This window comes from Mycobacterium terramassiliense (assembly GCF_900157385.1).
Lineage (GTDB): Bacteria > Actinomycetota > Actinomycetes > Mycobacteriales > Mycobacteriaceae > Mycobacterium > Mycobacterium terramassiliense.
On sequence record NZ_LT717697.1, the window covers coordinates 139,798 to 165,550 of the forward strand.

26 protein-coding genes and 1 pseudogene are annotated in these 25,753 nt (G+C 66.5%); 16 read left to right on the top strand and 11 right to left on the bottom strand.

Annotated features, from left to right (window positions below; all coding sequences use genetic code 11):
* Positions 1 to 100: 100 nt before the first annotated feature.
* Complete coding sequence (locus tag MTAB308_RS30535) at positions 101 to 409, top strand: FAD-binding oxidoreductase (protein WP_077096932.1); 309 nt, start codon at positions 101 to 103, stop codon at positions 407 to 409.
* On the opposite strand, the gene MTAB308_RS28780 is transcribed toward MTAB308_RS30535, so the two are convergent.
* Entirely contained in the window at positions 339 to 1,379 is a 1,041-nt protein-coding gene (locus MTAB308_RS28780; protein WP_157900884.1) for a hypothetical protein, read from the bottom strand. The two genes, MTAB308_RS30535 and MTAB308_RS28780, sit on opposite strands and share 71 nt — an antisense overlap.
* A 233-nt stretch (positions 1,380 to 1,612) precedes the next feature.
* Here MTAB308_RS28780 and MTAB308_RS00730 point away from each other — a divergent pair, with 233 nt between their 5' ends.
* Positions 1,613 to 2,431 carry an alpha/beta fold hydrolase gene (locus MTAB308_RS00730; protein WP_077096934.1) on the top strand — a complete coding sequence of 273 codons (819 nt, stop codon included), beginning with the start codon at positions 1,613 to 1,615 and terminating at the stop codon, positions 2,429 to 2,431.
* A 62-nt stretch (positions 2,432 to 2,493) separates the two neighbouring features.
* On the opposite strand, the gene MTAB308_RS00735 is transcribed toward MTAB308_RS00730, so the two are convergent.
* From MTAB308_RS00735 to istA, 3 genes are all read right to left on the bottom strand, one after another.
* The gene (locus MTAB308_RS00735; RefSeq protein ID WP_245831168.1) at positions 2,494 to 3,636 is read right to left on the bottom strand and encodes a GGDEF domain-containing protein; all 1,143 of its coding nucleotides are present in this window, start codon (positions 3,634 to 3,636) and stop codon (positions 2,494 to 2,496) included.
* Between the two features lie 324 nt (positions 3,637 to 3,960).
* Entirely contained in the window at positions 3,961 to 4,740 is a 780-nt protein-coding gene (locus tag MTAB308_RS00740) for an ATP-binding protein (protein WP_077096936.1), read from the bottom strand.
* The gene (gene istA, locus MTAB308_RS00745) at positions 4,737 to 6,254 is read right to left on the bottom strand and encodes an IS21 family transposase (protein ID WP_077096938.1); all 1,518 of its coding nucleotides are present in this window, start codon (positions 6,252 to 6,254) and stop codon (positions 4,737 to 4,739) included. The genes MTAB308_RS00740 and istA overlap by 4 nt, the downstream gene beginning before the upstream one ends.
* Before the next feature lie 167 nt (positions 6,255 to 6,421).
* Between istA and MTAB308_RS00750 the strand changes: the two genes are divergently transcribed.
* The 4 genes from MTAB308_RS00750 (at position 6,422) to MTAB308_RS00765 (ending at position 9,889) form a co-directional block, all read left to right on the top strand.
* Positions 6,422 to 6,631 (top strand): hypothetical protein, encoded by a 210-nt coding sequence (locus MTAB308_RS00750; protein WP_077096940.1) that lies wholly within the window; start codon positions 6,422 to 6,424, stop codon positions 6,629 to 6,631.
* Positions 6,628 to 8,100 (top strand): biotin carboxylase, encoded by a 1,473-nt coding sequence (locus MTAB308_RS00755; protein ID WP_077096942.1) that lies wholly within the window; start codon positions 6,628 to 6,630, stop codon positions 8,098 to 8,100. Before MTAB308_RS00750 ends, MTAB308_RS00755 begins: the two co-directional genes overlap by 4 nt.
* Positions 8,097 to 9,272, top strand: a complete 1,176-nt coding sequence (locus MTAB308_RS00760) for a serine hydrolase domain-containing protein (RefSeq protein ID WP_077096944.1) — start codon at positions 8,097 to 8,099, stop codon at positions 9,270 to 9,272. Before MTAB308_RS00755 ends, MTAB308_RS00760 begins: the two co-directional genes overlap by 4 nt.
* 74 nt (positions 9,273 to 9,346) lie before the next feature.
* Positions 9,347 to 9,889 carry an FKBP-type peptidyl-prolyl cis-trans isomerase gene (locus MTAB308_RS00765; protein ID WP_077097387.1) on the top strand — a complete coding sequence of 181 codons (543 nt, stop codon included), beginning with the start codon at positions 9,347 to 9,349 and terminating at the stop codon, positions 9,887 to 9,889.
* Between the two features lie 20 nt (positions 9,890 to 9,909).
* On the opposite strand, the gene MTAB308_RS29170 is transcribed toward MTAB308_RS00765, so the two are convergent.
* Both MTAB308_RS29170 and MTAB308_RS00770 read right to left on the bottom strand, forming a co-directional pair.
* Positions 9,910 to 10,098, bottom strand: a complete 189-nt coding sequence (locus MTAB308_RS29170; protein ID WP_173842097.1) for a hypothetical protein — start codon at positions 10,096 to 10,098, stop codon at positions 9,910 to 9,912.
* Positions 10,099 to 10,175: 77 nt separating this feature from the next.
* A complete protein-coding gene (locus tag MTAB308_RS00770; RefSeq protein ID WP_077096946.1) occupies positions 10,176 to 10,496 on the bottom strand; it encodes a hypothetical protein in 321 nt (106 codons plus the stop codon).
* Positions 10,497 to 10,581: 85 nt separating this feature from the next.
* On the opposite strand from MTAB308_RS00770, the gene MTAB308_RS00775 reads away from it, so the two are divergent.
* On the top strand, positions 10,582 to 11,031 hold the full coding sequence (locus MTAB308_RS00775; RefSeq protein WP_077096948.1) for a YybH family protein: 450 nt from the start codon (positions 10,582 to 10,584) through the stop codon (positions 11,029 to 11,031).
* 107 nt (positions 11,032 to 11,138) lie between these two features.
* Complete coding sequence (locus tag MTAB308_RS00780; RefSeq protein ID WP_077097389.1) at positions 11,139 to 11,984, top strand: alpha/beta fold hydrolase; 846 nt, start codon at positions 11,139 to 11,141, stop codon at positions 11,982 to 11,984.
* A 12-nt stretch (positions 11,985 to 11,996) separates the two neighbouring features.
* On the opposite strand, the gene MTAB308_RS00785 is transcribed toward MTAB308_RS00780, so the two are convergent.
* Complete coding sequence (locus MTAB308_RS00785) at positions 11,997 to 12,227, bottom strand: DUF167 domain-containing protein (RefSeq protein ID WP_077097391.1); 231 nt, start codon at positions 12,225 to 12,227, stop codon at positions 11,997 to 11,999.
* 98 nt (positions 12,228 to 12,325) lie between these two features.
* Here MTAB308_RS00785 and MTAB308_RS00790 point away from each other — a divergent pair, with 98 nt between their 5' ends.
* From MTAB308_RS00790 to MTAB308_RS00800, 3 genes are all read left to right on the top strand, one after another.
* On the top strand, positions 12,326 to 13,033 hold the full coding sequence (locus MTAB308_RS00790) for a DUF899 domain-containing protein (RefSeq protein ID WP_077096951.1): 708 nt from the start codon (positions 12,326 to 12,328) through the stop codon (positions 13,031 to 13,033).
* On the top strand, positions 13,030 to 13,506 hold the full coding sequence (locus MTAB308_RS00795; protein WP_077096953.1) for an SRPBCC family protein: 477 nt from the start codon (positions 13,030 to 13,032) through the stop codon (positions 13,504 to 13,506). Before MTAB308_RS00790 ends, MTAB308_RS00795 begins: the two co-directional genes overlap by 4 nt.
* A 225-nt stretch (positions 13,507 to 13,731) precedes the next feature.
* On the top strand, positions 13,732 to 14,820 hold the full coding sequence (locus tag MTAB308_RS00800; RefSeq protein WP_077097393.1) for a diguanylate cyclase domain-containing protein: 1,089 nt from the start codon (positions 13,732 to 13,734) through the stop codon (positions 14,818 to 14,820).
* Between the two features lie 29 nt (positions 14,821 to 14,849).
* Here the strand turns inward: MTAB308_RS00800 and MTAB308_RS00805 are convergent, their stop codons facing one another.
* Complete coding sequence (locus MTAB308_RS00805) at positions 14,850 to 16,145, bottom strand: NAD(P)/FAD-dependent oxidoreductase (protein ID WP_077096955.1); 1,296 nt, start codon at positions 16,143 to 16,145, stop codon at positions 14,850 to 14,852.
* A 294-nt stretch (positions 16,146 to 16,439) separates the two neighbouring features.
* Here MTAB308_RS00805 and MTAB308_RS00810 point away from each other — a divergent pair, with 294 nt between their 5' ends.
* Positions 16,440 to 17,645 (top strand): FAD-dependent oxidoreductase, encoded by a 1,206-nt coding sequence (locus tag MTAB308_RS00810; RefSeq protein WP_077096957.1) that lies wholly within the window; start codon positions 16,440 to 16,442, stop codon positions 17,643 to 17,645.
* Here MTAB308_RS00810 and MTAB308_RS00815 read toward each other — a convergent pair.
* Positions 17,642 to 18,286, bottom strand: a complete 645-nt coding sequence (locus MTAB308_RS00815; protein WP_245831171.1) for a limonene-1,2-epoxide hydrolase family protein — start codon at positions 18,284 to 18,286, stop codon at positions 17,642 to 17,644. The two genes, MTAB308_RS00810 and MTAB308_RS00815, sit on opposite strands and share 4 nt — an antisense overlap.
* Before the next feature lie 58 nt (positions 18,287 to 18,344).
* Between MTAB308_RS00815 and MTAB308_RS00820 the strand changes: the two genes are divergently transcribed.
* The 3 genes and pseudogenes from MTAB308_RS00820 to MTAB308_RS00830 all read left to right on the top strand — a co-directional run bounded on the left by MTAB308_RS00820 (position 18,345) and on the right by MTAB308_RS00830 (position 22,842).
* A complete protein-coding gene (locus tag MTAB308_RS00820; RefSeq protein ID WP_077096961.1) occupies positions 18,345 to 21,107 on the top strand; it encodes an AAA family ATPase in 2,763 nt (920 codons plus the stop codon).
* Between the two features lie 42 nt (positions 21,108 to 21,149).
* Entirely contained in the window at positions 21,150 to 21,464 is a 315-nt protein-coding gene (locus tag MTAB308_RS00825) for a hypothetical protein (protein ID WP_077096963.1), read from the top strand.
* A gap of 123 nt (positions 21,465 to 21,587) precedes the next feature.
* A pseudogene (locus tag MTAB308_RS00830) lies at positions 21,588 to 22,842 on the top strand (PE family protein).
* A 13-nt stretch (positions 22,843 to 22,855) separates the two neighbouring features.
* Here MTAB308_RS00830 and MTAB308_RS00835 read toward each other — a convergent pair.
* Positions 22,856 to 24,091, bottom strand: a complete 1,236-nt coding sequence (locus MTAB308_RS00835) for an osmoprotectant NAGGN system M42 family peptidase (protein ID WP_077096965.1) — start codon at positions 24,089 to 24,091, stop codon at positions 22,856 to 22,858.
* A 161-nt stretch (positions 24,092 to 24,252) separates the two neighbouring features.
* Here MTAB308_RS00835 and MTAB308_RS00840 point away from each other — a divergent pair, with 161 nt between their 5' ends.
* Positions 24,253 to 24,828 (top strand): cyclic nucleotide-binding domain-containing protein, encoded by a 576-nt coding sequence (locus tag MTAB308_RS00840; protein WP_077096967.1) that lies wholly within the window; start codon positions 24,253 to 24,255, stop codon positions 24,826 to 24,828.
* On the opposite strand, the gene MTAB308_RS00845 is transcribed toward MTAB308_RS00840, so the two are convergent.
* A complete protein-coding gene (locus MTAB308_RS00845; protein ID WP_216823633.1) occupies positions 24,825 to 25,724 on the bottom strand; it encodes an HpcH/HpaI aldolase/citrate lyase family protein in 900 nt (299 codons plus the stop codon). The two genes, MTAB308_RS00840 and MTAB308_RS00845, sit on opposite strands and share 4 nt — an antisense overlap.
* Positions 25,725 to 25,753 lie beyond the last annotated feature (29 nt).

The following is a 25,753-nucleotide window of genomic DNA, read 5'->3' on the forward strand; positions in this document are numbered from 1 at the left end:
GCAACAGAGTATTGGGGTTTCGGGCAACAGCCCGCTCTGGTGTTGCGCCCGCACTCTCGCGACGAGGTCGTCGCCATCGTGAAAGTCGCCGGGGAACACGATGGTCGCGTTGGTCACGCGCGGGGGCGCGTCGAACTGCAGCGCCGGAGTCATGGCCGGTTCGGACCGCGTGATGATCGACCTGACGAAGATGAATCGGGTTCTCGACATCGACCCGGCGGCCCGCGCCGCCCGAGTCCACCCCGGCGTCATCAACTCCGATCTGCAGGAGCGGTTAGCCCCCACAAGCTGGTGTCCTCACCGGACCCCGTCTCGGCACACCTGGCGACAGTCACCAGCTAGGGTTTCAAGTTCGCGGCCAACCCGAACTCCTCGACGAGCGCCTGCGAATCAGCGGCTGAGACCCTAAATTCGGGTTTCGTCTTCTGCTTAGGCACGTCGCCGCGCCAGTCGCGATGACACTGAATGGTCAGTGGTTGCATACCAGGAACGTGCACGACCAGGACCGGTACGTTGTACGACTGCTCAGGATCGACGTGCCGGTAACTCGCAGGCGTCGCGGTTACCTGCGTGCGCGAAGCCGAGGCAATGACCGCGTTGGTGTTCGGGTCGACCACCCGGATCGCGTCAGCAAGCCCTTCGATCGCCAGGCGTGGTTGCGGCGGTTGGTGTCTCCGCCCGGATGCGAACGGTGCGAATGGCCCCAATGTTTTGGGAGGCGGATACAGCAGACAGCGAAGCGGTTCACCCGGTGCAGGACCGCGTACCTCCAACCCAGAGCGGCGGGCGACCATGGACAGCACCACGTCGAACTCTGCGGCCTGCAACCACCCGTCGACGCGCCCAGTGGGCGGCGCTTGGAGCGGCGTTGCGGTGCCGAGGCGATGATCCCGCCCGCCGAGGACAAAGCGGCGGGAGCCGCAGCGCAGGTGAAGCGCCGTACCCGACATCGTGGCCTCCTGCCCGAAACTGAACAGGCCCAGCTGTGCGCCCTCGAACGAAAAGACCTCCCCCGGCCTGCCTTCGACAGTCAGGCCATCGCTCGTGATGCAAACGGGAACCTTTCTGCTCCAGCCCCACCGCCGAACGGCCACCACACCAAACAGGATTAGCCCGAGGGTGATGAGACCGAGGACCACCCAGCCGGTGATAAAAGCAGAAGGAAACACGAACATCACCGCGAACACCGCCGCCAACGCTGCAAGGAACCCGAAAGTGCAGATGAAGAGCCACGTCTGCATTCGCGTGCTGGTTGCCACGAAACGGCGCGACTCAGCCGCGCGGTCCGGGCCTGCCGGTGGGAGATCCGTAACGGGCTGCTGCCCTGCTTTTTGATGTTCAACCTCGGCGAGGTATTGCTCGGGCTCGTCCTGGACCATCAGCAAATGATCCCACCTTGGAGGAAGCGGGATGAAGCGGAACAATGTTGAGATCTATTTGACCCCCAGGGCCTGATCCGCAGGCGACCCAGGCCGCCACCGCCATCCACGAGTAGCCTTTGCGCCGTCAGGGTTTCATGAGTCGGGCTGGTCGCAGGAAAACTTGCGGCTTGCGGTTGACTGTCAGTCATCGCGGGGAGCGCCCGCGAGCGGCGATTGCGGGAGGAACGACGGTGCCTACCATCACCACGTCGGACGGTGTCGAGATCTTCTATAAGGACTGGGGCTCTGGCCAGCCGATCGTCTTCAGTCATGGCTGGCCGCTGACAGCCGACGACTGGGACGCGCAGATGATGTTCTTCCTGCACAAGGGTTATCGGGTGATCGCTCACGACCGGCGCGGGCATGGCCGATCCGAGCAGGTGGGGACCCGCAACGACGTGGACCACTGGGTGGCCGACCTGGCCGCGTTGACCGAGCGGCTCGACTTGCGCGAGGCCGTCCATATTGGGCACTCCACCGGCGGCCCCGAGGTCGCCCGTTATGTGGCGCGCCACCAGGAGCGGGTCGCCAAGGCGGTACTAGTATCCTCCCCGACACCGAATATGGCGCAGAGCGAGGACAATCCGGGCGGGCAACCCCAGGAGTGGTTTGACGCGGTGCGGGCGGGTGTCTTGGGAAACCGATCGGAATTCTTCCGCGCGGTGGCGGAGGGCCCCTTCTACGGATTCAACCGGTCAGGGGTGGAGCCGTCCGAGGCGGTCATCGCGAACTGGTGGCGACAGGGCATGTCCGGCAGCGCCCACGCGCACTATGAGACCGTGGATTCCTGGCTGCAGGACTACACCGAGGATCTGCGCGCAATCACCGTTCCCGTCCTGGTGATGCACGGCGACGACGATCAGATCGTTCCGTTCACCAGCTCGGTGCCCCGAGCGCTCGACCTACTGCAGAACGGCGCGTTGAAGACCTATGCCGGCTACCCGCACGGCATGCTGACCACGCACGCGGACGTTCTCAACCCGGATCTGCTCGCGTTCATCGCGTCCTGATCCGCCGGCCATCCCCTTACTGATCGGGCGTACGCCTTTGTGCCGCGTGGCGGTCCGACGACTCAACGGTCTTGATCAGCGGGCGTGACGTGGACTGTCGTATTGCCGCCCTTGCGTTTCGCATCGAGCATCGCTTGGTCGGCTCGACTGAGGCTGGTGTCGAGGAGGGCCATCGGGTCAGCCTCTGGCGCAGTGAAGATGCCGAGCTCGACATGGGTGACGCCGATGCTGGCCGTGACTGGAGCGTGATCGGCCGGTGCGGCAATCGCGCACCTGACTTGTTCGGCTGTTTGGGTGTCACCAGGCTCGGTGACATCGATGACGACAAATTCTTCTCCGCCGATTCGGGCCACCAGTGCCCTGCCGCGCACAGCAGACTCGATCCGCCGAGCGGTGCGGATCAAGACGTCATCGCCGATCGGATGGCCGAAGGTGTCATTGATGTCTTTGAAGTGGTCGAGGTCGGCGACCATCACGGCCAGCTGCCCCCCGGAGGGGTGATGAGCGCTCAACAAATCGGCGAAATAAAGGTGCAGGCCCCGCCGGTTGAGTAGACCGGTCAGCGGATCGGTGCCCGACTCGTTTGCGTCGTTGCGCAGCGTTCGGATCCCGAACTGAATCCCCACGGGTGCGGCGAGGACCGGTGTCGTCGCGACCAGGATGCTGACGGCGAAGACTACGCCGTCAAAGTGTGCCTCTGCAGCTGCCCGCATGGCAAACACGGCCGTCGATGCGAAGATCCAGAGGGTGTGCAGTGCAAGGAATCTCGGTCCGTCGAAGAACAGCAGATACACCGAGAGTTGCGTAAACGCGTTGAACCCGTACAGACCCGAGAGCCAAGTTGGTTCGTACAACGCCAATGTCGCGATCCCGATGTCGCACGAGATGACGAACGCGCGCGACATTGGCAGTGAGGGCCATGGTCGAAAACACCACCGGATCACCCAAAACATCACGACGACGGCGAACGATGCGACGACTATCCGAGATACGAGACGTTCCGGTCCGGCCCAGGGAAGAAGAATCGCTAGGGAAGTCACGACCGTCAGACCATTACCCACCCCGATCAGTACTCGGATGGCCTCAGCCATCGACCTCTTGGCGAAGTACTGGACCTGTGCGGCGTAGTCGACGGGCGCATTCCACCATTCACCGGCAAGACGGCGAAACACCGCGAAACTTCGGGACTCGGGCAGCGAAGCCACCTCTAGAGACGCCTCCTCGACCGTCCTGAGAACACTGCCGCGAATCCAATGCAAAGCAGCACCAAGATCAGCGACCGATATTACAGGTGATTGCGCGCGGTGCTTTATATCGCGATTGGACGCGCTTCGCAATATCTGAGGGGCCGGTCCACTCGACGACATTCCGGACGCCTTCGGCCCGTGCTCTCGCCCGCGTGTCAATGGACAGCTGTAACTGCCCATGGGCGGACATGAGAACTGCTCGTAGGTGGCCAATAAGAACTGCCCAGTGGCGGACACGAATCTGCCCATGAGGGTGTGTCCGCCACCGGTCGTTCGCTGGTGTCAGGTCAGGGGTTTGACTCCTTTCCCGTGCAGGGCTTGGGCCAGGCGCACGGAGTCGCCGCTGGTTTGGCATAGGTGCGCGTGGTGCAGGAGCCGGTCGACGGTGGCGGTGGCCAACGTCTTGGGCATGAGCTCATCGAAGCCACTGGGATGCAGATTCGACGAGATCGCCACCGATCTGCGTTCGTAGGCCGCTTCGACGATGCGGTAAAGCCCCTCAGCGGCATCAGCACCGACCGGAAGAAGTCCCACGTCATCAATGACGACGAGCTCCGCGCGCACGATCTTGGCCACCGCCTTGCCCAGGGAATCGTCAGCACGGTGCGCACGCACCAGCACCCCGATCTGCTCGAGGGTGAACCACGCCACCGGCATACCGGCTTCGATAACTTTTTGCCCGAGCGCTTCCAAGAAGAACGTCTTGCCGGTGCCGGCAGGCCCGCAGACCACCAGGTTCTCGCGGCGACCCACCCATTCCAATGTCTGTAGCGCCTGTTGGGTGGGTAACGGGATTGACGAGGCGCCCGGATCCCAGGCGTCGAAAGTCTTCCCGGTCGGGAATCCGGCGGCTTTGCGGCGGGCGGCCAGCATGGAGCGGGCGCGTCCGGCGGCTTCTTCGGTCAGCAGTGCTTTGATGACCTCGGTGGGATCCCAGCGCTGCGCGCGGGCAGTGGCCAGCACATCGGCGGCGATCGCTCGTGCGTGCGGCAATCGCAACCCACGCATCAAGGTTTCGACGTCGGCGGGCAGCGCCGCGGTAGTAGTAGTGGTGGTGGTCATGCGATGCCTGCCTCGGGGGCATCAATGATGGTGCGGCCGAACAGGTTCCACCCGCTGGTGCCTTGCGCCAGCGAGGTGTCCTCGCCGGCGCCACGTCGGGTGGGATCCAACCCCTTGCTGGCAAGGATGGAGTCGAGATCGCCGGTGGCGAACCGGCCGTGCACGGCGGCATGACCCAAGGCCCAGTCGACATCAGCGCAGCCGGCCAGTGCTGAGAGTTCGACGGCGTGGGCCATTTTCTGCAGAATCCGTTCAGTGCCGACGGCGGCGGCTTCTTTGAGCCATACCGCTGCACCGGGACCCAAGGCCAGGAATGTCTGTTCGGAGACGGTGCGGGCATGGACGCGATAATCACCGGGAACCTTGTCACGGTGGTCGGGGAAATGATCATCGTTGATTGCGGGGCTGCCCGGGGCAGCGCGGCGGTGCCGGGCCACCTCGATGGGGCCGCCGTCATCGAGGGCGCAGATCACCACTTCGTCGGCGCTGTCGTGATGTCGGATCCACACCGTGTGGCCCAATAGTGTTGCTGGAACTGAGTATTGGCAGTGGTCGAAGGTGACCATCGGGGTGTTGTCCGGGACCCGACGGGTCACCCCCAATGCGGCGGTGTGGGGCAGGTCGGGCACCGCGTGCAGGGCGGGGCGTTCCTGGGTGAGCATCTCGACGGGGCGTCGACCCGTGGTGCGGTGGACCCGGGCGTTGATCTCGGCGTTGAACTCAGCGCACGCGGCTTCGACGTCGGCGAAGGTGTCGTACTGGGGCAGCAGGTTGGTCTCGGTGGGCACGATATCTGCTTTGGCGAGTTTGACGGCGTTCTCCACCCCACCTTTGGAAGCGGGGTCGGCGGGTTCGCAGGTCAGCACTGAGATGCCGTAGTAGCGGCCGAAGGTGACCGCGGCGCGGTTGCGGACCGGCACCCCGGCGACGTGTCCGGTGGTGACCGTCTTCTCGTTGTCGGTCAGCAGGTAGGTCGGGGCGCCACCTACAATGCGGAAAATCCGGTCCAGGCCGGCGAAGACACTGGGAGCGGTGCGGTCCCGCAGAGCCACGACGACGCGGTATCGGCTCCACGCCAGCCACGCCACCAGCAGGACAATTTTGCGGCCGGCCACAAGCGGGCCGTCGGCGAAGTCGTACTGCAGCCACAGCCCAGGTTCGGTGATCCACGGCCGGTGCACCCGCGTATTGCCCAGTCGCCATTGCGCTTTGATCTCCGCCAGGGCTCGTCGGGTGGTGCGGTCGGTGCCGCTGTATCCGAGCGCGACGAGTTTGTCGTGGGCTTTGTCGCCGCGGATCTTGCCTTTCGAATCCGCGACCCAGCCCTCCAGGACGTCGCGCCAATCGTCGATCATCCGGGCCCGCCGCGTGGCTGGCGGCAAGCCGGCGTCGCGGTCTTCAACCGCTTTCTTCACGGTGTGATGCGAGCACCCACACAGCTCAGCGGCAGCCCGGTAGGACCCGGTCAGGTCGTAGGCATTGAGTATTTCCATGAGTTCTCCGTCAGACTTCAAGTAGGTCTCTCCTGGGGTTGTCGTTTCGACTAGGCATCGACATCGAAACCGCAGGAGAGGCCGCCACAGCGCTGGCGCGCCGAGCAGCATCAGGTAGGTCTGGGCAGATTCATGGCCGCCTGCGGGCACTTTCGTGTCCGCCGGTGGGCAGAACTTATTGGCCGCGAATGGGCATTTCCATGTCCGCCAGTGGGCATTTTTTCATGTCCGCCGACACCCGCGCGATCGCAAAGTTTGGCGACGCGCGGATCCAGCGGGGAATTTTCATCCCCGCACAGACATCGGCCATGGGCGGGGCGCACAATTATGCAATGCAGCTGCGTGATCGGATCACCGTCGCACCAACCACAGCGCCGATGTCAGCGCGGCCAGCATGAGTACGCCCACCGGCGGGTCCGAGCCGCGCCGCCTGAACGGCCTGTCGGACATCCGCGCGTTCTTTCACACGAACAAGGTGCCGTTGTACTTCATCTCGCCTACCCCGTTCAACCTGCTAGGTGTCGACCGCTGGATTCGAAACTTCTTCTACCTGACCTACTTTGACTCGTTCGAGGGCACCCACTCGCGCGTGTTCGTGCCGCGGCGACGCGACCGCCGCGACTTCGACTCGATGGACGAGGTCTGCAGCCACCTGCTGTCCGATCCGGAAACGCTCGACTTCATCGGGGGTAAAGGTCCCGGTGGCAAGTGCTGCTTTGTGATGATGAACGAGGAAATCCAGGGCCTCGCGCGACAGGCGGGTCTCGAGGTCATGCACCCGCCGATCGAGCTGCGCAATCGCCTGGGCTCCAAGATCGTCATGACGCGCCTGGCCGACGAGGCGGGGATACCTAGCGTGCCCAACACGATCGGGCGGGCCGGCTCCTACGACGAGCTGCTGGCGCTCGCCCAAGGCGCCGGATTGGGAGACGACCTGGTCATCTCGATCGCCTACGGCAACGCCGGCAGCGGGACGTTCTTTGTGCACGGTCAGCGTGACTGGGACGAGCACGGCGGCGACATGGTAGGCCAGGAACTCAAAGTCATGAAGCGCATCCGCAACGTCGAGGTGTGCCTCGAGGGCGCCGTGACCCGCCATGGCACCGTGGTGGGCCCCGCGATGACGAGCCTCGTCGGTTATTCGGAGCTGACTCCGAGCCGGGGCAGCTGGTGTGGCAATGACATCTGGCACGAGGTGCTGCCGCCCGCCCAGACGCACGCCGCGCGAGAAATGGTGACAAAGCTGGGCGACGTCATGCGCCGTGAGGGTTACCTCGGCTACTTCGAGGTTGACCTTCTGCACGACCTCGACTCCGACGAGCTTTACCTCGGCGAGGTGAATCCGCGCCTGTCCGGCGCCAGCCCGATGACGAACTTGACCACCGAGGCGTACGCAGACATGCCGCTGTTCCTCTTCCACCTGCTCGAGTACATGGACGTGGACTACGAGCTCGACATCGACGACATCAACGCTCGCTGGGAGCGCGGCTACGGCGAGGACGAGGTCTGGGGCCAGGTGATCATCACGGAGACGTCGCCGGATCTGGAGATCTTCACCGCGACGCCACGCACCGGGGTATGGCGCCTCGACGACGAAGGCCGGGTCTCCTTTTCGCGGACCGCCAACGACTGGGCCACGCTGCTCGACGGGTCCGAAGCTTTTTACCTGCGCGTCGCGGCGCCCGGAGACTTGCGCTCCGAGGGCGCCCAGCTGGGCGTGCTCGTCACGCGCTCGCACCTGCAAACCGACGACTATCAGCTCAGCGACCGCTGCCAGCGCTGGGTCAAGGGCATGAAGGCGAAGTTCGTCTCAACGCCCCTGACGCCCGCCGCGCCGATCGTCTCTCGGCTCGTCGCGCGCGCGTGAGCGCCCCGGCCGGCATCTCACTGGACAACTGGCTCTCGCCGCCCTACTCGCACTGGTCGTTCCAGCATGTCGAAGACATGGTGCCGACCGCGCTGATCTCGCGCGGGACCGGGCCGGTCGCGGCGATACCTCCGGGTCCCGCTCCCCTCGCGGAGATCCCGGTGACCACCACCGACGGGATGGCCACCAGCGTCGGCGCGGTGATGGCCGCCACCGCGACCGACGGGTGGGCCGTCGCCCATCGAGGGTCAATGGTGGCCGAGGAGTACCTCGGCGAGCTGAAAGCCGACACCCGACACCTGCTGTTCTCGGTGAGCAAGTCGTTGGTGGGCGCCGTCGTCGGCTCGCTGCACGGGGCCGGTGCGATCGAGCTTGAGGCGCCGGTCACGAAATACGTTCCCGCCCTGGCGAATTGCGGCTACGCCGGCGCAACGGTGCGCCACCTGCTGGACATGAGGTCGGGTGTCGCGTTCTCGGAAGACTACGACGACCCATGCGCGGAGATTCATCTCCTCGACCAGGCGATGGGCTGGGCGCCCACGCGTAGTGCCGACGCACCCGCCACCCTGCGCGACTTCCTGCTGACCTTGCGGCAGAAGTCGGCTCACGGCGGCCCGTTCGAATATCGCTCGTGCGAAACGGATGCACTCGGCTGGATCTGCGAGGTCGCCGGCGCCGGGCGCATGCCCGAACTGATGTCAGAACTGCTGTGGAGCCGCATCGGCGCCCAATGCGACGCCACCATCGGTGTAGACCCGGCCGGCACCGGATTTTTCGACGGCGGCATCAACGCCTGCCTTACCGACATGATCCGGTTCGGTTCCCTGTTCTTGCGCGACGGCGTCTCGCTTACCGGCCGGCAGGCGCTGCCGGCCGCGTGGATCGCCGACACCCTCGACGGCGGCCCCGACTCGCGGCAGGCCTTCGCCGCCTGCCCCGAGGACACCGAATTGCCCGGCGGGATGTACCGCAACCAGGTGTGGATTCCCTACCCGGGCAACAACGTGGCGTTGTGCCTGGGCATGTGCGGTCAGATGATCTACATCAACCGCGCCACCGAGGTGGTCGCCGCCAAGTTGTCCAGCCAGCCGCATTCCCACGAGCCGCACATGCTGGACACCCTGCGCGCTTTCGATGCGGTGGCGAACGAACTGGCTGGAATCACAAGCTAGTCCGAGGGGCGCTGGAGGGCGCCACGAGCGGCGTCGATGGCTGTCTGTAGCGTGACGGCGTGAAATCTTCCCCGGTGTCCTACTCCCTCGCGCTCGCGGCCGCCGTCGCGGCAACCGTTCTTGGGGTCGCTACGCCGGTAACGGCCACCGCGGCCGGCGCCTGCCCCACCGCCGCGCCGCCGACCGGCGCAGCGCCAGACTGGACGCTGGCCGGAACCACGGGCAGCGTCGCGGTCACCGGGTCCACCGATACGACGGCTCCGCGCGTGACCGTCACGGCACCCTTCGGCGTGACCCAGACCCAGGTGCATACGCTGCACGGCGGAGACGGACCGGCGGTCCCCGCTACCGCAAAGGTTTCCGTCTGCTACATGGGCGTCAACGGACGCGACGGGTCGGTGTTCGACAGCAGCTATGACCGGGGCGCATCGGTCGACTTCCCGCTCGGCGGCGTCGTGCCCGGATTTCAGAAAGCCATTGCCGGGCAGAAGGTCGGGTCCACGGTCGCCGTCGCAATGACCTCCGCGGACGGCTATCCCGACGGTCAGCCCAGCGCGGGCATCCGGCCGGGCGACACGCTTGTCTTCGCGATCAAGATCCTGAGCGCCTCGAGCTGAGCTGCGGAGGTGCAGCGCCATCACAATCTCTGACGGATGAACGCGACGCGCTGCGGCTTGCGTCGCTGCGTTGCTTGCGCCTCGCGTAGCTGGCGCGCCCACCACGCTCGCAATGCTTCCGCGTCGATCGGCGTAGTCGGGTCGTCAAAAGGCGATGGTGCGGTGTACATGGCGCCTTCGTTCTGCGAATTATAGACGAGTACGTTCACTATTTGCTATGAGCTTACTAGGCGTGCTGAAGGAACGCCAGCGTCTACTACACGACTTTTGGAGGTCACCATCGGGGCTAGCTCGCCGGCGGTACCAGCGGCGGGCGGCATACGTTGGCGCCCGGATCCCACCACCAGCCGTTGTCGCATGCCAGCGGTTGTGGCCCGACACCCAGCGGGCGGCACACGTTGGCCGTGGGGTCCCACCACTGCCCCGGGTCGCATGCCAGGGGTTGTGGCCCGACACCGAGCGGTCGGCAGACCTTGCCCGTGGGGTCCCACCACTCGCCGTCCGCACAGTCGGCCTTGCTCACTGCCGGCGTCACGATCGTCACGGCGGCCATCGATGCCAACGCCGCCATGACGGCGGGAACAAGACGGCGAACGAACGTCCTCATTGCAAGCCTCCCCCATGTGGCATAGGAACATCGAACCGAGCGCGGCCGAACAGGTCAAGAGGGCGGCGCGGCTACCGTCGAGTCCGTGACGACTCAATCGGACCCCGCGACCAACGAAGCCGAGATTCGACGGCTAATTGACGAGCTGGCTAGCGCCCTTCGGGCCCACGACCTCGATGCGGCGATGTCGGCCTACGCGACCGACGTCGTGTCGTTCGACATCGAACCACCACTACGGCACGTGGGTGCAGAAGCAAAACGGAAGAACTGGGAACGCGTCTTTGCGGCATACGAGTGCCCCCTCGGTTACGAGGTTTGCCGGCTCGCCATCACCGTCGGTGACGACGTGGCGTTTGCCCACAGCCTCAATCGGCTCAGCGGCACGTTGAAGAACGGTGCGCGGAGCGGTGGCTTCTGGGTCCGGGCGACGATGTGCTTTCGGAAGCTCGATGGCCGCTGGGTCATCGCGCACGACCAGGTGTCGGTTCCCTTGGACCTGACGACCGGTGCGGCGCTGATGAACCTGCAGCCGTGAGGCCGTTGGCAGTGTTTGGCAGTTGACGGCGTGGACCTGGCAGTGGCGTTGGGGCTGCACTGGCGGGTGGGGTCGGCACCAAACGCTGTTAGGGAGGAATGACCGTCATGGCACAGCTCGCGCTCCGGCAGGCCACGATCGAATACCAGGAGTTCGGACCGAAGGATTCACCGCACGCGCCGGTGCTGTTCGTCCACGGCATCCTGGTGGACGGAGGATTGTGGCGCGAGGTCGCCGAAGGCCTGGCGCGACGCGGGTTCCGCGGCATCGTGCCGACCTTGCCGCTGGGCTCACACACCATCCCGGTCCACGACTTGACCGCGCTGTCCCTGCCCGGCGTCGCCGAGCTGATCAACGACCTGATCGTCGCCCTCGAACTCTCCGATGTGACGCTGGTCGGTAGCGACACCGGAGGTGGGCTGTGCCAGCTGGTCGTCGACGCCCACCCGGACCGGATCGGCCGCCTGGTGCTCACCAATTGCGACGCCTTCGACAAATGCCCGCCGTTCCCGTTCGACGTCGCTTTCCGCCTTCTTCGCGGCCCCATCTCGATCAAGGCGCTGTGCACGCAAATGCGGTGGCGGGCGCTGCGCCACTCGCCGCTGGGCTTCGGCCTGCTCATCAAGCGGCCCGAGGCGGACCTCACCTCCGCCTGGTTGCAGCCCTGCCTCAGTGACCCACGCATCTGCCGCGACCTCGCGGCGCTGCTCCGTCAGGTCACCGCCTTCGACCTCACCGACGTGGCGACCCGCCTCCCCCTATTCACCAAGCCGGTCACGTTGGTCTGGGGCCAAGAGGATCGGTGCTTTACCCCCGGCCTCGGGCGGCGCCTGGCCGGGTTGTTCAGCAATGGGCGGTTGATCGAGGTGCCCGACGCGAGAACCTTTGTCTCGCTGGATCAGCCGCACGCGGTGATCGAAGCGATTGCCGCATTGAATTCGGTAAGGGCATAGTGCGAGCATCGCTCAACGGCTGACCCGGAAACGCTTGACCCGCGACGTCGCGCCCGAAATCAATTCGACCCGGCTTCTTGGCAATTCGAGATGGGCTGCCAATAGCCGGGTGACCGCGTCGTTGGCTTTGCCGTCGACCGCGCGCTCCCGGACGTAGATCGTCAGCTCCCCCTCGTCACCGACCTCGACAAGGGGCCCCTTGCGGCTGCCGGGCTTGACGTTGACGACGACGGAGTCGCTCATGCCGCGAAGGCTACCGCCGCCCGAATCCGCACCGATGAATTTCGGGAACGCCACGAGTCAGACCCGTTAGGAAGAATCGATCGCAAAGGTGGAATCCCATGCCCTTGGACAAAGACGCCCTGCCCCCCATCGTCGACCACTCGACGTGGCGCGCCGCGCTCGACGAACTGCGCAAGCGCGAGAAGGCCGCCACCCGCGAACTGGATGCGATCGCGGCCCAGCGTCGGCGGCTGCCCATGGTCGAGCTGCCCGACTACACCCTGATCGGCGCCGACGGACCCGTCCGCCTGGTGGATGTGTTCGCCGGCCGTTCGCAGCTGATCGTCTACCACCACATGTGGTCGGACGGCGCCGAGTGGCAGTGCGGTGGGTGCACCGGCTTCACATCGCAATTCACCCGGCTGGAGTTCCTCGACAACTACGACGCCCGGTTCGTCATCGTGACCAACGGACCGATCGAGGAGGCACTCGCCTACCAGCGGAGGGTCGGCAACCGGATGGAGTGGTACTCGTCGTCGAAGAGCACGTTCGGCGCCGACATGGACGCACCTCCCGGCGGGGGATTCGGGGTCAATGTGTTCCTGCGCGACGGCGACACCGTGTATCGCACGTGGCAGACGAACGGGCGGGGCACCGAGCAGCTCAGCCATTCGTTCGGGCTGATCGACATCCTGCCGTGGGGCCGGCAGGAGGAATGGCTCGATTCGCCTGAAGGTTGGCCCTCCCGCCCCACATACTCGGGATGGCTCGACTCCCCCGCTATCGCGGCCGCCTACGGGCCCACGGAGAAAGAGGCCAACTCATGACCGCCGCCGCCGAAAGTTACGTCGCCACCCGCACTATCGCGGCGACGCCGGCGCAGATCTTCGCGGTCCTCGCGGACCCCTCCCACCACTGCGACACCGAGCCCACCGACTGGGTCCGTGACGCGGTGGACGTCGCACCGATCACCGGCGCCGGACAGATGTTCGCGATGAACATGTTCCTGGCCCAGGCCGGTGGTGACTACGTCGTCCACAACCTGGTGAACGCGTTCGAGAAGGACCGTCGGATCGGGTGGATGCCCGGCCAGCTCGACGACGCGGGCAACCACCGTCCCGGCGGCTGGTCCTGGCGCTACGACCTCGCCCCGAACGGGGACCGCACCGACGTCACCCTCACCTATGACTGGAGCGGCACGCCGCAGGATTTCCGTGACCAGGTGGGCGCGATGCCCATCTTCGGCCCGGACTACCTGGTGGAATCGCTGGCGGCCCTCGAGCGGTCGATCGCGCGCTGATCCTCCGCTTTCACGGCGCGAACGAATGCGGTGCGGCCCGTATTCGGTCCACGAAAAGTGCGCCCGCACATCAGACTTGTATTCCAAATTGTTCGCCCGAAGCATTCCTCAGGTCGAATAGAAGCATTCGTCGGAATCAGGCTGCGATCCGGTTTAGTTTGGTAAATCTCGATGACCCAAACCGGCGCCGTGCGGGCGGCCGGGCACACGTTGGGAAGGCAGTCAATGAGGTGGTTGGCGGCGTGGTGGCGACAGCCGGACCACTTCGACTGGTTGACCGGCTACCTGCAAGCCCACGGTCTGAGCGCCAACACCCGCCGGGTCCTGGCCGGGGTCTCCGCGTCGCTGGCGCTCTGGCCGGTCAACGTCATATGGGGCCAAACCCCGTTTTACCCGCGTGCGGCGCTGACCGTTTCCGTGCTGGCCGGCCTGGTCGGGCTGGGCATGGCGATGGTGTGGTTGTCGCGATGGCCCACGCGGCGTCAATCGATCGTTTTCGCAATGACCGGCAGCGCGAGCGTGGCCGCCGGCTGCCTCTGGCAGACCGAGCCGATTGTCGCGCTGATGGCGTGCTCGGCTTTAGCCGTTCCGGGTGGCTACGTCGCGTTTTTTCACACCGGCAGATATATGGCCCTGAACTTCTGCCTGGCCGGCGCCGTGGGGGCCTTCGAAGTTATTCGCCTGGTGTTCGCCGGCGAGCCGACGCTGGCCTTCACCGGTTACTTTCTGGTGCTCGAACTCAACGTGATAGTGCCATTCGCCATCCAAATCGTCGTCCGCGCACTGGGCGTGGACTTATTGCGCGCCAATCGCGACCCGCTGACCGGCCTATTGAATCGGCGCGCCTGCGACCGCGCCATCATCGGGCGGATGCTTGCCGGCGGAGACCACATGTTTCTGGCCGTCGCCATGGTCGACCTGGACCGTTTCAAGGCGGTCAACGACAGCCAAGGGCATGCGGCGGGCGACAAGGCGCTCGTGGCGGCGGCGCGGGCGCTCAGCGCCGCCTGCCTGGACACCGCGATCATCGGCAGGGTCGGCGGCGAGGAGTTTCTGATCGCGGACGTCGTCACGACAGAACCGCCGCACGGGTGGGGTCATCGGTTCTGTCACGCGATCGCGGCGATCGCGGCGCCGGTGACGGCCAGCGTGGGAACCGCCACCCTGCCGTTGCGCAGCGTGGGGTGCAACGAGGTCGAAAGGGCGTTCCGCCAACTGGTCGCCGACGCCGACACCGCCATGTACGAAGCCAAGCGATGCGGTGGAAACCAGGCGCGGCACCATCGCTCCCCGGCGGCGGCCCGGACGTCCTGACGGCTAGCCGACTCGCTGTTTCGCGGAGTTCACGCCGGAACAGGCCGCTTCCGCCGGGAACGGAGCGCGTTCCGCTTACCCGCGCCGACGATCTCCTTGAGGGTTGCCAACAGCCGGTCAGGCCTGTCGCGCAGCGCGCGCGCCGCGGCGCGGAGGACGAGTCGAGGCGTGAACAATTGGGATGGGCGCACGTCATGATTGAGCACACCGAGAAGCATCTGTGTCGCCACGGGATCGGCGGCTACCTCCTTCATCAGGCGCGTATTCAACGGTGTCGAAGCGCCTGGGGTACCGAAATCATGTGCAAGCCAATGCATCTCATAGGCATCGTCGTCGCGCCACTGCCACCACCGCCGCGTGGCCTCGTCGGGACTGGTGTCGCCCAGCCCGTCCTCAATGGAGCGGGCCAGCCGGCACGCCTGGCGAAACGCGTCGCCGATCCCCTGCCCAGGTGATGGATCCTTGAAGTGGCCCGCATCGCCGACGAGCACCCAGCCGGGCCCGGCCGCCTCCCGGAAGTAGCCGTGCCAATTCGTCACCACCCGGATCGGGCCGACGCGTCGACCGTCCCCGACGACGTCGGCGAGTTCGGGCCATGCCCGTAGGCCGGCGGTGAAGTTGGCGTCCCGATTGGCGTGAAACTCGGCTTGTTTGGCCATATCGATCCCGATCGCGGCCATGTAGAGGTCACCGTCGGTGGGCCCGGCGAGGAAGGCCAGGTCCCCTCGGCGACCGAGGCGCGCGTGTCCTTCCCGGTCGCGCACATGCTCGAAATAGGCCCAGGCAAACATCTTTCCGGGGGCCGCGACGTGGTATTCGCGGGCACCGGCCAGGGTGGCGATCGTTGAATGCCGGCCGTCCGCCCCGACCACCAGCCGTCCGTGGATCGCGCCGGTGGCCGTGTTTACACCCGTGACGCGTCCGTCCTCGATGAGCAGGTTCGTGACGCGCAAACCCGTGCGAACGTCGGCGCCCGCCGCAGCCGCAGCGTCGACCAACAACGCGTCCAGCGTCACACGCCGCACGCACACCCCGCGGGGGGTCGTGATCGCCGGGTCGGCCGTGGCCTCGATTCGGACGGCATCGTCGATCACCATCGTCATGCGATCGAGCGGCACCGCCCCGGCGGCCAGCACCGCCTCCAGCACGCCCAGCCGCTCCAGCACCTGCACGCCCGAAGGCTGAATGATGTGGGTCGACGGCGTGTCCGACGGAAACCTGGCACGGTCGATGAGGCAGACGCTCAAGCCCCTCCGCGCGAGCACCGTGGCCAGCGGTGAGCCGGCGCACCGCGCACCGACAACGACGACATCGAATCGCTTCATTCCGCTCCCGCAATCGTTCGACCAGCCCGAATCGACCCTACCCGAATAATAAGGAAATCGTAAGAGGATCTTAAATAACGTTTAAGTTGCGCACGGCTACTTCCACGCCCACGCGGCGGAACCCGCGGCCCGCGCTCATCGAAACACTCTCGGCCGCAGTAGGTTTCAGCTCGACGACCGCCTTGCGGCGATGGGCATGGTGCGGGACGGCGGGGCGTAGCGGACCCCCGCCGTTCTTAGAGATGCCGCGCCGCGGCGGGCCAGGTCGCCACCGTCGGCGAGTAGGGTCAGCGCATGACGGTTCTGCGAACCCAGGTCTGTGTAGCCGGCGGCGGTCCCGCCGGACTCGTTCATGCTCTTCTGCTCGCCCGTGCCGGCGTCCGGGTTGTCGTGCTGGAGAAGCACAACGACTTCCTGCGCGATTTCCGCGGCGACACGGTGCATCCGAGCACGCTGCGGATCATGGATGAGCTCGGGTTCATTGACGAGTTCTTGCGCCTGCCCCACACCAAGATCACGCGTGTCGCCTTCGATACCGACGGCTCGCTTCGCACCTTCGGCAACTTCAGCGTGCTCACGCGGCTGGGCTTTCGACAGCCCTACATCGCGTTGATGCCGCAGTGGGACTTCCTGGACTTTCTGGCCGAAAAGGCGAGCGCTTACCCGGAATTCACTCTGATCCGCAACGCGGAAGTCAAAGACGTGATCTTCGACGGCGAACGCGTCGCCGGGGTACGCACGCCCGACCTCGAGGTGCGCGCCGAGCTGGTGGTCGGCGCCGATGGACGCAAGTCCGCGGTGCGCGACGCCGCGGGCCTGACCATCGCCGCCGCGCACTCCCCGATGGACGTCTTGTGGTTCCGGCTGAAATGGCGACCCGGCGACCCCCAGGAGCTGTTCGGGGTCATCCGCAGGGGCCTGCTCATGGCCATGATCTACCGGGGAGACTACTGGCAGGTCGCGCATCTCATGCCCAAGGGAACCGACCCGCGCGAGGGTTCGCTGGAGGCGTTCAAAGAGCGTCTGGTCTCTGCGCGACCGCAGCTGCGCGAACACGTCAACGACCTGCACTCCTGGGACGACACCAGCTACCTCGACGTGCGGGTGGACCGGCTCGAGAAGTGGTGGCGCACAGGCCTGCTGTGCATCGGCGACGCCGCCCACGCCATGTCGCCGGCCGGAGGGGTCGGCATCAACCTCGCCGTCGCCGATGCGGTCGCCGCGGCGAATGTTCTGTGCGGCCCACTTCGCGAAAACCGGCTGACCGATGCGGACCTCGCCAAGGTTCAGCAACGCCGCGAGCTACCCACCCGAATCATCCAGGCCGGTCAGGTCTTCATCCAGAACCGGGCGGTCGAACCCAATCTGACCGGTGACCTGTCCCCGATCCGCATTCCCAAATTCGTCGGTCGCGGTCCGTTGCAGTTCCTCCCGCCGATCATCGTCGGCCGCGGCTTCCGCCCGGAGCACGTCCGCACCCCGGACGTACACGCCGGCTAGGAGTCGCCGGCCAGCGGATCGAACATGTGCGCCGGGTCGATCCCGAGTTGTCGCGCGACGTGGCTGGTGTCCCAATACTCACGCCAGTGCGTGATCGTGCCATTGCGGACCTCGAAAATGGCCGTGACGAAGAACTTTACGGTGACGCCATTCATGGAATTCACGTCGATTCGTTCGACTACCACGGTGTCGCCGCTCGACACAATCGTGCGAATTTCGCTTCCCTCGATCATGCCGGTGGAGAGGCTGTTGTGCTTCTCCAGCTCGGCGCGTGCCGCGTCGCGTCCGACAACCACGGGTGAGAGCGGCACATGCAGCTGCCAGGCGAAGTCATCCGCCATGAGCGCGGCCATCGCCTCGATGTTCATGTGCTGGCCGTAAGCCGCGTGGATGAAGTCGAGCACCAGCTGCTCGGTTTCGCTTTTGTTGGCAACGCCCTCCGGCATGTCGCCCTCCCGGTCATACTCGCCCGATAAATAAATTGATTGATTTAATGCTTCGTCGACACTATCCGGCCGGGTGGCTTCGGTAAAGGCCGCCGGCGGCCACGATTCGGCCTGCTGTCTTAGCCCGGCTAAGGGATAATCGTCCCGTGATGACCATCCGCTTGAGGTCGCAGGCAGGTGGCGGGGGGCATCCAAGCGAGCTGACTCCGCGCACGCACGCGTACTCGTCAAAAGGTTAAGGCGGATTCTCTCCATGGCGGACCAGGTCGTCGGCCGGCAAGCCGAAGAGCGAGCCGTCGCGGATTTTCTCGACGTCGTGCCCCGCCAGCCGTCCGCTCTGGTCATCGAGGGTGAGCCCGGGATCGGCAAGACGACGCTGTGGTTGGACGCGCTAGACCAGGGCCGTGCGCGCGGGTTTCGCACACTGAGCTGTCGCGCGGCCGCCGCCGAGTCGGTGCTGGCGTACACCGTGTTGGCGGATCTGTTCGCCGAGGTCGACGACGCAGTCTGGGCGGACCTGCCGACACCGCAGCGGCGAGCCTTGGACGGCGCGCTGCTCCGTCACCGAGGGGAGGCCCCAGAGGTCGATCCCCGAGCGGTGGCGGCGGCGTTTGTGACGGTGATCGGCCGCCTCGCCGCCGAAAAAGCGGTAGTAATCGCGATCGACGATTTGCAATGGGTGGACACGTCCAGCGCCAACGCGGTGTCGTATGCCGCGCGCAGGCTTCCGGCCGCCGCCGCCTTGGTGTGCACGACCCGTACCGGGGAGGCGGCGGCACGGCTGCAACTGCCCAGCCCCGACGCCGTGCGTCGAATCCGGTTGCAGCCGCTAACGGTCGGGGAAATGCACCAAGTCTTGTCTCGCCGGATGGGCAGATCGGTTGCACGGCCCGCGCTGCTGCGCATTCACGAAATCGCCGGCGGGAACCCATTTTTCGCGTTGGAATTGTCCCGCGAGCTCGGCGCCGAGGGCCGCCCATCCGGGTTGAGCCTACCGAGCAGCCTCAACGATCTGGTTCGTTCGAGGGTCGACCGGGTCGGCGCCGACGACGTCTTGCTTGCCATGGCCAGCCTTCCCGACCCGACCGTACCGGTGGTGGCGCGGGCGATCGACTCGACGCCGGAGCAGGTGGTGCAGTCGCTGGGCGCGGCCGAGGCCCAAGCGGTGGTGGCCATTGACGGGAACCAGCTCCGGTTCACCCACCCAATCCTGGCGCACGGCGTCTACAGCGCGGCACCGCCGCGTCGTCGCCGCGAAATGCACCGGCGACTGGCCCAGCTGGTCACCGAACCGGAATTGCGCGCGCGCCACCTCGCCTTGGCGGACACCTCCGGACAGCCGGAGACCATCGCTGCCATCGACACTGCGGCCGATATCGCTCGCGCCAGAGGAGCACCGGCCGCTGCCGCCGAACTGCTAGAGCTTGCCTTCAGCCTGGGAGCGAACGATCCCGGTCGAAGGATTCGTTGTGCGACCTACTATTTCGATGCCGGTGACGCGGCCAGGGCACGGCAGATTCTCGCCCCGCTTGTCGCGGCGCTACCTTCGGGTCCGGATCGTGCCCGGGCTTTGCATCAGTTGGGGTTGGTTCGCCTCTACGAGGACAGCTTTTTGGAGTCCGCGGAATTACTCGAGGCCGCGGTGCGCGACAGCGGCACAGACGCCGGCCTGCGAGCGCGCATCCTGATCAGCTTGTCGTTCGCTCTGCTCAACGCGGGGCGGTCGCAGCAAGCCTACGAGCGTGTGCAGCAAGCCGTGGCGGAGGGCGAACGCCTTGGCTTTGACGATCTCATCAGCTCCGCCCTCGGAATGCGGGCAGTGATGGATTTCATGGGTGGGAAGGGATTTGATGAGTCCGCCGCGCGCCGCGCCGTCGAGATGGAGGATCGAAGCGCGCGGGTTCCGTTGGCATTCAGACCTCACGTCCAGATGACGCTCTTGCGTGCATGGACGGGTGAGCTTGAGTTGGCCCGAAATGAGCTGGCAGACCAAGGTCAGCAATGTCTCGCCGTGGGCGAGGAAGGTGAGCTGATCTTTGTCGCCTTCCATCTCGCTCTGGTAGACATCTGGCTTGGCAGATTAGAGGACGCAGCCATCACCGCGAATGCAACGACGGAGCGGGCAGCCCAGATGGGTGGTGACTTCCCCCTGTTTATTGCGCGCACCCTTCGGGCCGCGGTCGCCGCCTACGCCGGCCGCCTGGATGACGCTCGCTCCGATGTCGTTGAGGCGATCGAGGCCGGCCAACGTTGCGGCTCAACGCGATTGGCCGAGTGGCCGGCGACGTTGGCCGGATTTATCGAGGTGTCGGACGGCGACTATTCGGCGGCTCTCGGGGCGCTCGAACCGCTGTTGCCGATGGTGCAGGCGCTTCCGGAGCTCAGCGAGATCATTTCGTCGTCTTTCGTTCCCGATGCCGTCGAGGCGATGGTCGGTCTCGGGCGTTTGGAGGATGCCGAGCCGCTGGTAACGGCGCTCGAGCGCAACGGCCGTCGGCTTGACCGCGCGTGGACGCTGGCCGTGGGGATGCGCTGTCGCGCGATGCTGCAAGCCGCGCGCGGCGATGTCACCGCCGCGGTGGCGACGGCCGAGTCGGCGGTAGCGGAGCACCAACGCCTGCCCATGCCGTTCGAGCGCGCTCGCACACAGCTGCTGCTCGGGCAGCTGTTGCGCCGTCAGCGTCGCCGGGATGCTGCCGCGGCGACGCTGCAGGAGGCCGCGCAGACCTTTCAGCGGCTCGGCACCGCCGCGTGGGCCAAGCGCGCCGAGACCGAACTGGCGCGCGGCGTCTCCGGCAGGCGGCGCGAGCAGGGGCTGACCGCGGCCGAGGAGCGCGTCGCCGAACTCGCAGCCTCGGGCATGATCAACCGCGACGTGGCCACCGCCCTGTTCGTCAGCCCGAAAACGGTCGAGGTCACCCTCAGCCGTGTCTACCGAAAACTCAACATCCGGTCTCGCGCGGAGCTCTACCAAGCCCTGCAGGCGTGGAAATCGGAAACCGATATGAGTAGGTGAATCCCTGATGAATGCGATCGCCCGCGCCAATAGCCTGCAAAGGTGGCGATCGTCGACCAGGGAATAGAGCCGTTTCTTGTCGAATGGTATGGCCCGCATGCGCCCGCGCGTTGGATCGGCGAAACCGCCCGCCGTCTCAACGAGCGGGCGTCATCAGTCTCGGCTCGCAGTGGTCAGGTCCGATTGCTGATGGCGGTGGCCATCCCGTCAGACGATTACGCGTTCGGTGTATTCGTGGCCCCGTCGGCCGAAGTCGTCGCCCGCATCTGCAACGACGCCGGCGCGCCTCCGGAACGGATCAGCGCCGCCGTGGGCTGGTGGAGCGGGCAGAACGCTGACCGGCAAGCTGAAATATAGGGATTTCCCTGATTCTCCGGGCCTCGGCCCTCCGTAGCGTTTCTCCCACGGAACCAACCCATCTTGCCCTCGCAATCGCGGTGTGCGAGGTGTTCGCGCGCGGCGAGGGGCGGAGGAGTAACGATGTCGTTTCTGGTGGCGACTCCCGGGGTGTTGACCTCGGCGGCGGCGGATTTGGAGAATCTGGGCTCGGCGCTCAACGCCGCACACGCGGCCGCCGCCATCCCGACGACGGGCATCATGGCCGCCGGAGCCGACGAGGTCTCGGCCGCGGTGTCGTCGCTGTTCGGCCAGTACGGGCAGGCCTATCAAACGCTCAGCGCGCAGGCGGCGTCTTTCCATGAGGAGTTCGTGCAACTGCTCAACGGCGGGGCGGCGCGGGATGCCCTCGCCGAGGCCGCCAACGCCAACCCCCTGCAGAGCCTCGAGCAGGAACTGATCTCCGCCATCAACACGCCCAGCCAGCTGCTGACCGGCCGTCCGCTGATCGGCAACGGCGCGAACGCGGTGCCGGGCACCGGGGCGAACGGCGGCGACGCTGGGTGGCTGCTCGGCAGCGGCGGGAACGGCGGGTCGGGCCTGTCCGGCCATAACGGCGGCAACGGCGGCGCCGGCGGTTTGTTCGGTGGAACCGGCGGGGCTGGGGGCGCCGGCGGCTTCAACGCGGCGGGAGGAAACGGCGGCGCCGGCGGACTCTTCGGTGGCGTCGGTGGCGCGGGTGGTCCGGGCGGTTCCGGCGTCGCCGCCACCACCGGAGGCGCCGGCGGCAATGGTGGTGCCGGCGGCCTGTTCGCCACGGGCGGTATCGGCGGAATGGGCGGGCCCAGCGGCGGCGGGACCGGAGGCGCGGGCGGTCAGGGCGGCGCCGGCGGATTGTTTGCCCCGGGGGCGGCCGGTGGCCTCGGCGGTTTCGGTTTTGCCCTCGGAGGAACCGGCGGCGGGTGGCGCCGGTGGGACCGGCGAACTGAGCGGCAGCTTCGGCGGCAACGGCGGCGTCGGCGGCAACGGCGGCTTCCTCGGTGGGGCCGGCGGATCCGGCGGGCCCGGTGGCGGCGGCGAAATCGCGGGCAACGGTGGTGCGGGCGGCAATGCCGGCCTGATCTACGGCGACGGCGGAGCCGGCGGCGTCGGCGGGGCCGCCAGCATTTCCGCCGGCGCCGGCGGAGCCGGCGGCAAGGCCGGACTGTTCGGTAACGGGGGCTACGGCGGCGACGGTGGCCCGGGAGACAACGACGGTGCCGGAGGTCGAGGCGGCGACGCCCAACTCGTCGGCATCGGCGGCAACGGTGGCAATGCCTCAAACCCCGGCGTCGCTCCCGGAGCCGCGGGCGCAGGCGGATTGCTGCTCGGTCTGGACGGTCAGCCCGGTCAGTCGTAAGCCTGTTGCCGCCTCAGGCCTGAGGGCCCTCCGACGGCGGCCAGTGCGAGCCGGGCGACGCTTCGCCGGGCTCGGCGTGCTCGCCACGGGCCAGCGGCACCCACTGCTCGGTCGGCGCGGGCTGCTTGGACGAGGGGAAGTCACGAAGATTGCCCGACGGCTTGGCGTCCCACTTGGCGAACGTCAACGGCGTTTGCAACCAGCAGTGCAGCAGGTTGTACGCCGCCTCCAGCGAGTCGATGTGGGTGCGCTCCCATCCGTGGCTGCCGTCGACCCCGAAGCCAACCAACGCGGCCCGGGTTTCCGCGCCCGCCTCGATCGCGGCGGCGGCGTCGGAGCGGTAGTAGCGGAATACGTCCCGCACGTAGGCGATGTCGTGTTCCTCGGCGAGCCGGCACAGCTTGCGGGTCAGGTGGTAGTCGAAGGGACCGTGCATGTCGGCCATCGGGATGGTGACGCCGTCCTCGACGGAGTGCTGGCCGGGCGCGCACACCGCGTTGTCCACCGAGACCAGTTCCGCGACATCCGCGGGCAGGCCGTGGCTGGCCCCGTGACCGACCTCCTCGGTGATGGTGATCATGATCGTGGTGCGGTGCGGCAGCACCAGCTTGTTCTCCGAAATGTTCTTGGCGAGCGCGAGTGCGATTGCGACGCCGGCCTTTCCGTCGAGGTGACGGGAAACGATGAAACCGTCGGCGGTGAGTTCGGGGCTGGCGATCAACGCGACGAAGTCGCCGACGTTCAGGCCGAGGCGCATCAGGTCATCCCGCGAGGACACCTTGCGGTCGACGCGGACCTCGACGTGTTTCCAGTCGGTGGGTTGGGTGTCGATCTCGTCGCCGAACGCGTGCCCGCTGGACTTGAGCGGCAGGACGGTGCCGGTGATGAACTCGTCGGGGTCGTCGCTGAAGATCCGCACCCGGGCGCCCGTGGCGAACCGGGCCGAGAACGTGCCGACCGGAATCAGCTCGAGGCGGCCGTTTTCTTTGAGGCTGCGCACCATGCAGCCGATGGTGTCCGCGTGAACCGCCAGCGCCCGGTCGGTGGTCGCGGACTCCCCCGGCAGTTCGGCGGTCAGCGCACCGCGGCGGGTCAGGGTGAACGGCACGCCAAATCCGTTGAAGATGTCGCCGATCAGCTGCATCACCGCGTCCGTGCGCCCCGCGGGGCTCGGGGTCTGCAGCAGCGCGAGCAGAGTGTCGATCATCCACGCGCGGTCGGCCTCAGCCATGGCCGCGGTTTGACGCACGGTGTCTCCCTTCGGTGTCGTCCGGATTCGCGTTCAACCTACCGGGTGGTGAGACCCGGCCGGCTGGCAGGGGAATCCGCGAAAATACTTTCCCGTCATTGCCGCAAATTCACGTTAGGCTCCTCGATGTCCGGGTTTACATCGCGCATGAGGAGCCCGCTATGAAAGTAGATGCGGAAGGACACCAAGAGGAAGACGTCCGCCGGCTACGTCAATTCAATGCGTTCGACAAATTCTCGGATGGTGAGTTGCGGCGTCTCGTCGAAGCGGCACACCGCATCGCGCGGTCCAAGCCGTGGCCGCTGATTCTGGAGCAGACTCCGTCGGACGCCTGCTACATCATGCTCAGCGGCGAGGCCGGGGTGTACGTCGGCCAGGACCGCATTGCCGTGCTGGGCCCGGGCGAGGTGATCGGGGAATCCGTGCTCCGGCGCGGGCAACTGCGTTCCGCGACGGTGACGACGACCGGCCCGTCGGAGGTGCTCCGCATCGAACGCGACGAGCTCGCCGGCCTGCTCGAGGAGCTGCCCGCCCTGCGCGAGACGATGGACGCGACGGTCGCCCGACACGAGCCGGTGGTCCGTGCGCAGGCAAAGCCAAAACCGGACCGCTGCAGGGTTGACGCCTTGGTCCCGGCGGGCCTGGTCGAACGGTTCGAGGAGGCCGCCACCGGCGCCGGCGTGAGTGTTACTGCGGCGCTTGAGGATGCGCTCACCCAGTGGATCGCTGCGCGCTAGGAAGCGGATTCGCGCTCTGAGATGAGCTCGGCAAGGGCAAGGATCCGCTGGGCGTCGCGCACGTGCAAGCTCTCGACCATCCGGCCATCGACCGTGATGACGCTGTTTCCCGCCGCCCGTGCCTGATCGTAGGCCGAGACGATCTTGCGGGCGTCCGCCAGCTCTGTTTGCGACGGGCCGAACTGGTCGTTGGCCGGAGCGATTTGGGACGGGTGGATGAGGGTCTTGCCGTCGAACCCCAACTCGCGACCTTGCCGGGCCTCGGCGCGGAAGCCGTCTTCGTCGGTGATGTCGTTGAAAACGCCGTCCAGAACGGCCTTTCCGGCCGCCCTCGCGCCCAGCACCGCCAGCGACAACGCGGTCAGCGCCGGCGCGCGTCCGGGGACGTGCAGTGCGTGCAGATCGTTCACGAGGTCGTTGGTGCCCACCACGAATGCGGCCAAGCGCTCGCTGGCCGAAGCGATTTCCTCCGTCCTGAGGAAGGCGCGCGGCGTCTCGATCATCACCCACAGCCGCAGCGACTCCGGCGCGCCGAGCCTGTCGAGCGCCGCGGCCAACGCGTGGACCTGTTCACCCGTCTCGACCTTCGGCACCAGCACCCCGTCGGCGACCGAAGACGCCACGGCGGCCAGATCGTCGTCGTGCCAGTCGGTGTCGAGGCCGTTGATGCGCACCACGAGCTCGCGAGGCCGGTAGCTCTCCGACGAGATCGCGTCGCACACCTTCGCCCGTGAATCGGCTTTGGCATCCGGTCCAACGGCATCCTCGAGGTCGAAGATCAACACATCCGCCGGCAGGGTCTTGCCCTTCTCCAGCGCCCGGGAGTTGTTGCCGGGCAGGTAAAGGGCCGATCGGCGCGGGCGCAGCGTCGGTGCCCCGTGGTGTTCGACGTTCACGTGGCAAGGGTAGGCGGTCCCGATCGGCG

Bases quoted from the DNA above. Each gene is read 5' to 3' on its own strand.
- MTAB308_RS00840 (WP_077096967.1), top strand. From the start codon at position 24,253: ATGAAAGTAGATGCGGAAGGACACCAAGAGGAAGACGTCCGCCGGCTA.
- MTAB308_RS30535 (WP_077096932.1), top strand. From the start codon at position 101: ATGGTCGCGTTGGTCACGCGCGGGGGCGCGTCGAACTGCAGCGCCGGA.
- MTAB308_RS00755 (WP_077096942.1), top strand. From the start codon at position 6,628: ATGAGTACGCCCACCGGCGGGTCCGAGCCGCGCCGCCTGAACGGCCTG.
- MTAB308_RS00805 (WP_077096955.1), bottom strand. From the start codon at position 16,145: ATGAAGCGATTCGATGTCGTCGTTGTCGGTGCGCGGTGCGCCGGCTCA.
- MTAB308_RS00770 (WP_077096946.1), bottom strand. From the start codon at position 10,496: ATGAGGACGTTCGTTCGCCGTCTTGTTCCCGCCGTCATGGCGGCGTTG.
- MTAB308_RS00740 (WP_077096936.1), bottom strand. From the start codon at position 4,740: ATGACCACCACCACTACTACTACCGCGGCGCTGCCCGCCGACGTCGAA.
- MTAB308_RS00785 (WP_077097391.1), bottom strand. From the start codon at position 12,227: ATGAGCGACTCCGTCGTCGTCAACGTCAAGCCCGGCAGCCGCAAGGGG.
- MTAB308_RS00780 (WP_077097389.1), top strand. From the start codon at position 11,139: ATGGCACAGCTCGCGCTCCGGCAGGCCACGATCGAATACCAGGAGTTC.
- MTAB308_RS28780 (WP_157900884.1), bottom strand. From the start codon at position 1,379: ATGGTCCAGGACGAGCCCGAGCAATACCTCGCCGAGGTTGAACATCAA.
- MTAB308_RS00810 (WP_077096957.1), top strand. From the start codon at position 16,440: ATGACGGTTCTGCGAACCCAGGTCTGTGTAGCCGGCGGCGGTCCCGCC.
- MTAB308_RS00820 (WP_077096961.1), top strand. From the start codon at position 18,345: ATGGCGGACCAGGTCGTCGGCCGGCAAGCCGAAGAGCGAGCCGTCGCG.
- MTAB308_RS00795 (WP_077096953.1), top strand. From the start codon at position 13,030: ATGACCGCCGCCGCCGAAAGTTACGTCGCCACCCGCACTATCGCGGCG.
- MTAB308_RS00750 (WP_077096940.1), top strand. From the start codon at position 6,422: ATGGGCATTTCCATGTCCGCCAGTGGGCATTTTTTCATGTCCGCCGAC.
- MTAB308_RS00790 (WP_077096951.1), top strand. From the start codon at position 12,326: ATGCCCTTGGACAAAGACGCCCTGCCCCCCATCGTCGACCACTCGACG.
- MTAB308_RS00800 (WP_077097393.1), top strand. From the start codon at position 13,732: ATGAGGTGGTTGGCGGCGTGGTGGCGACAGCCGGACCACTTCGACTGG.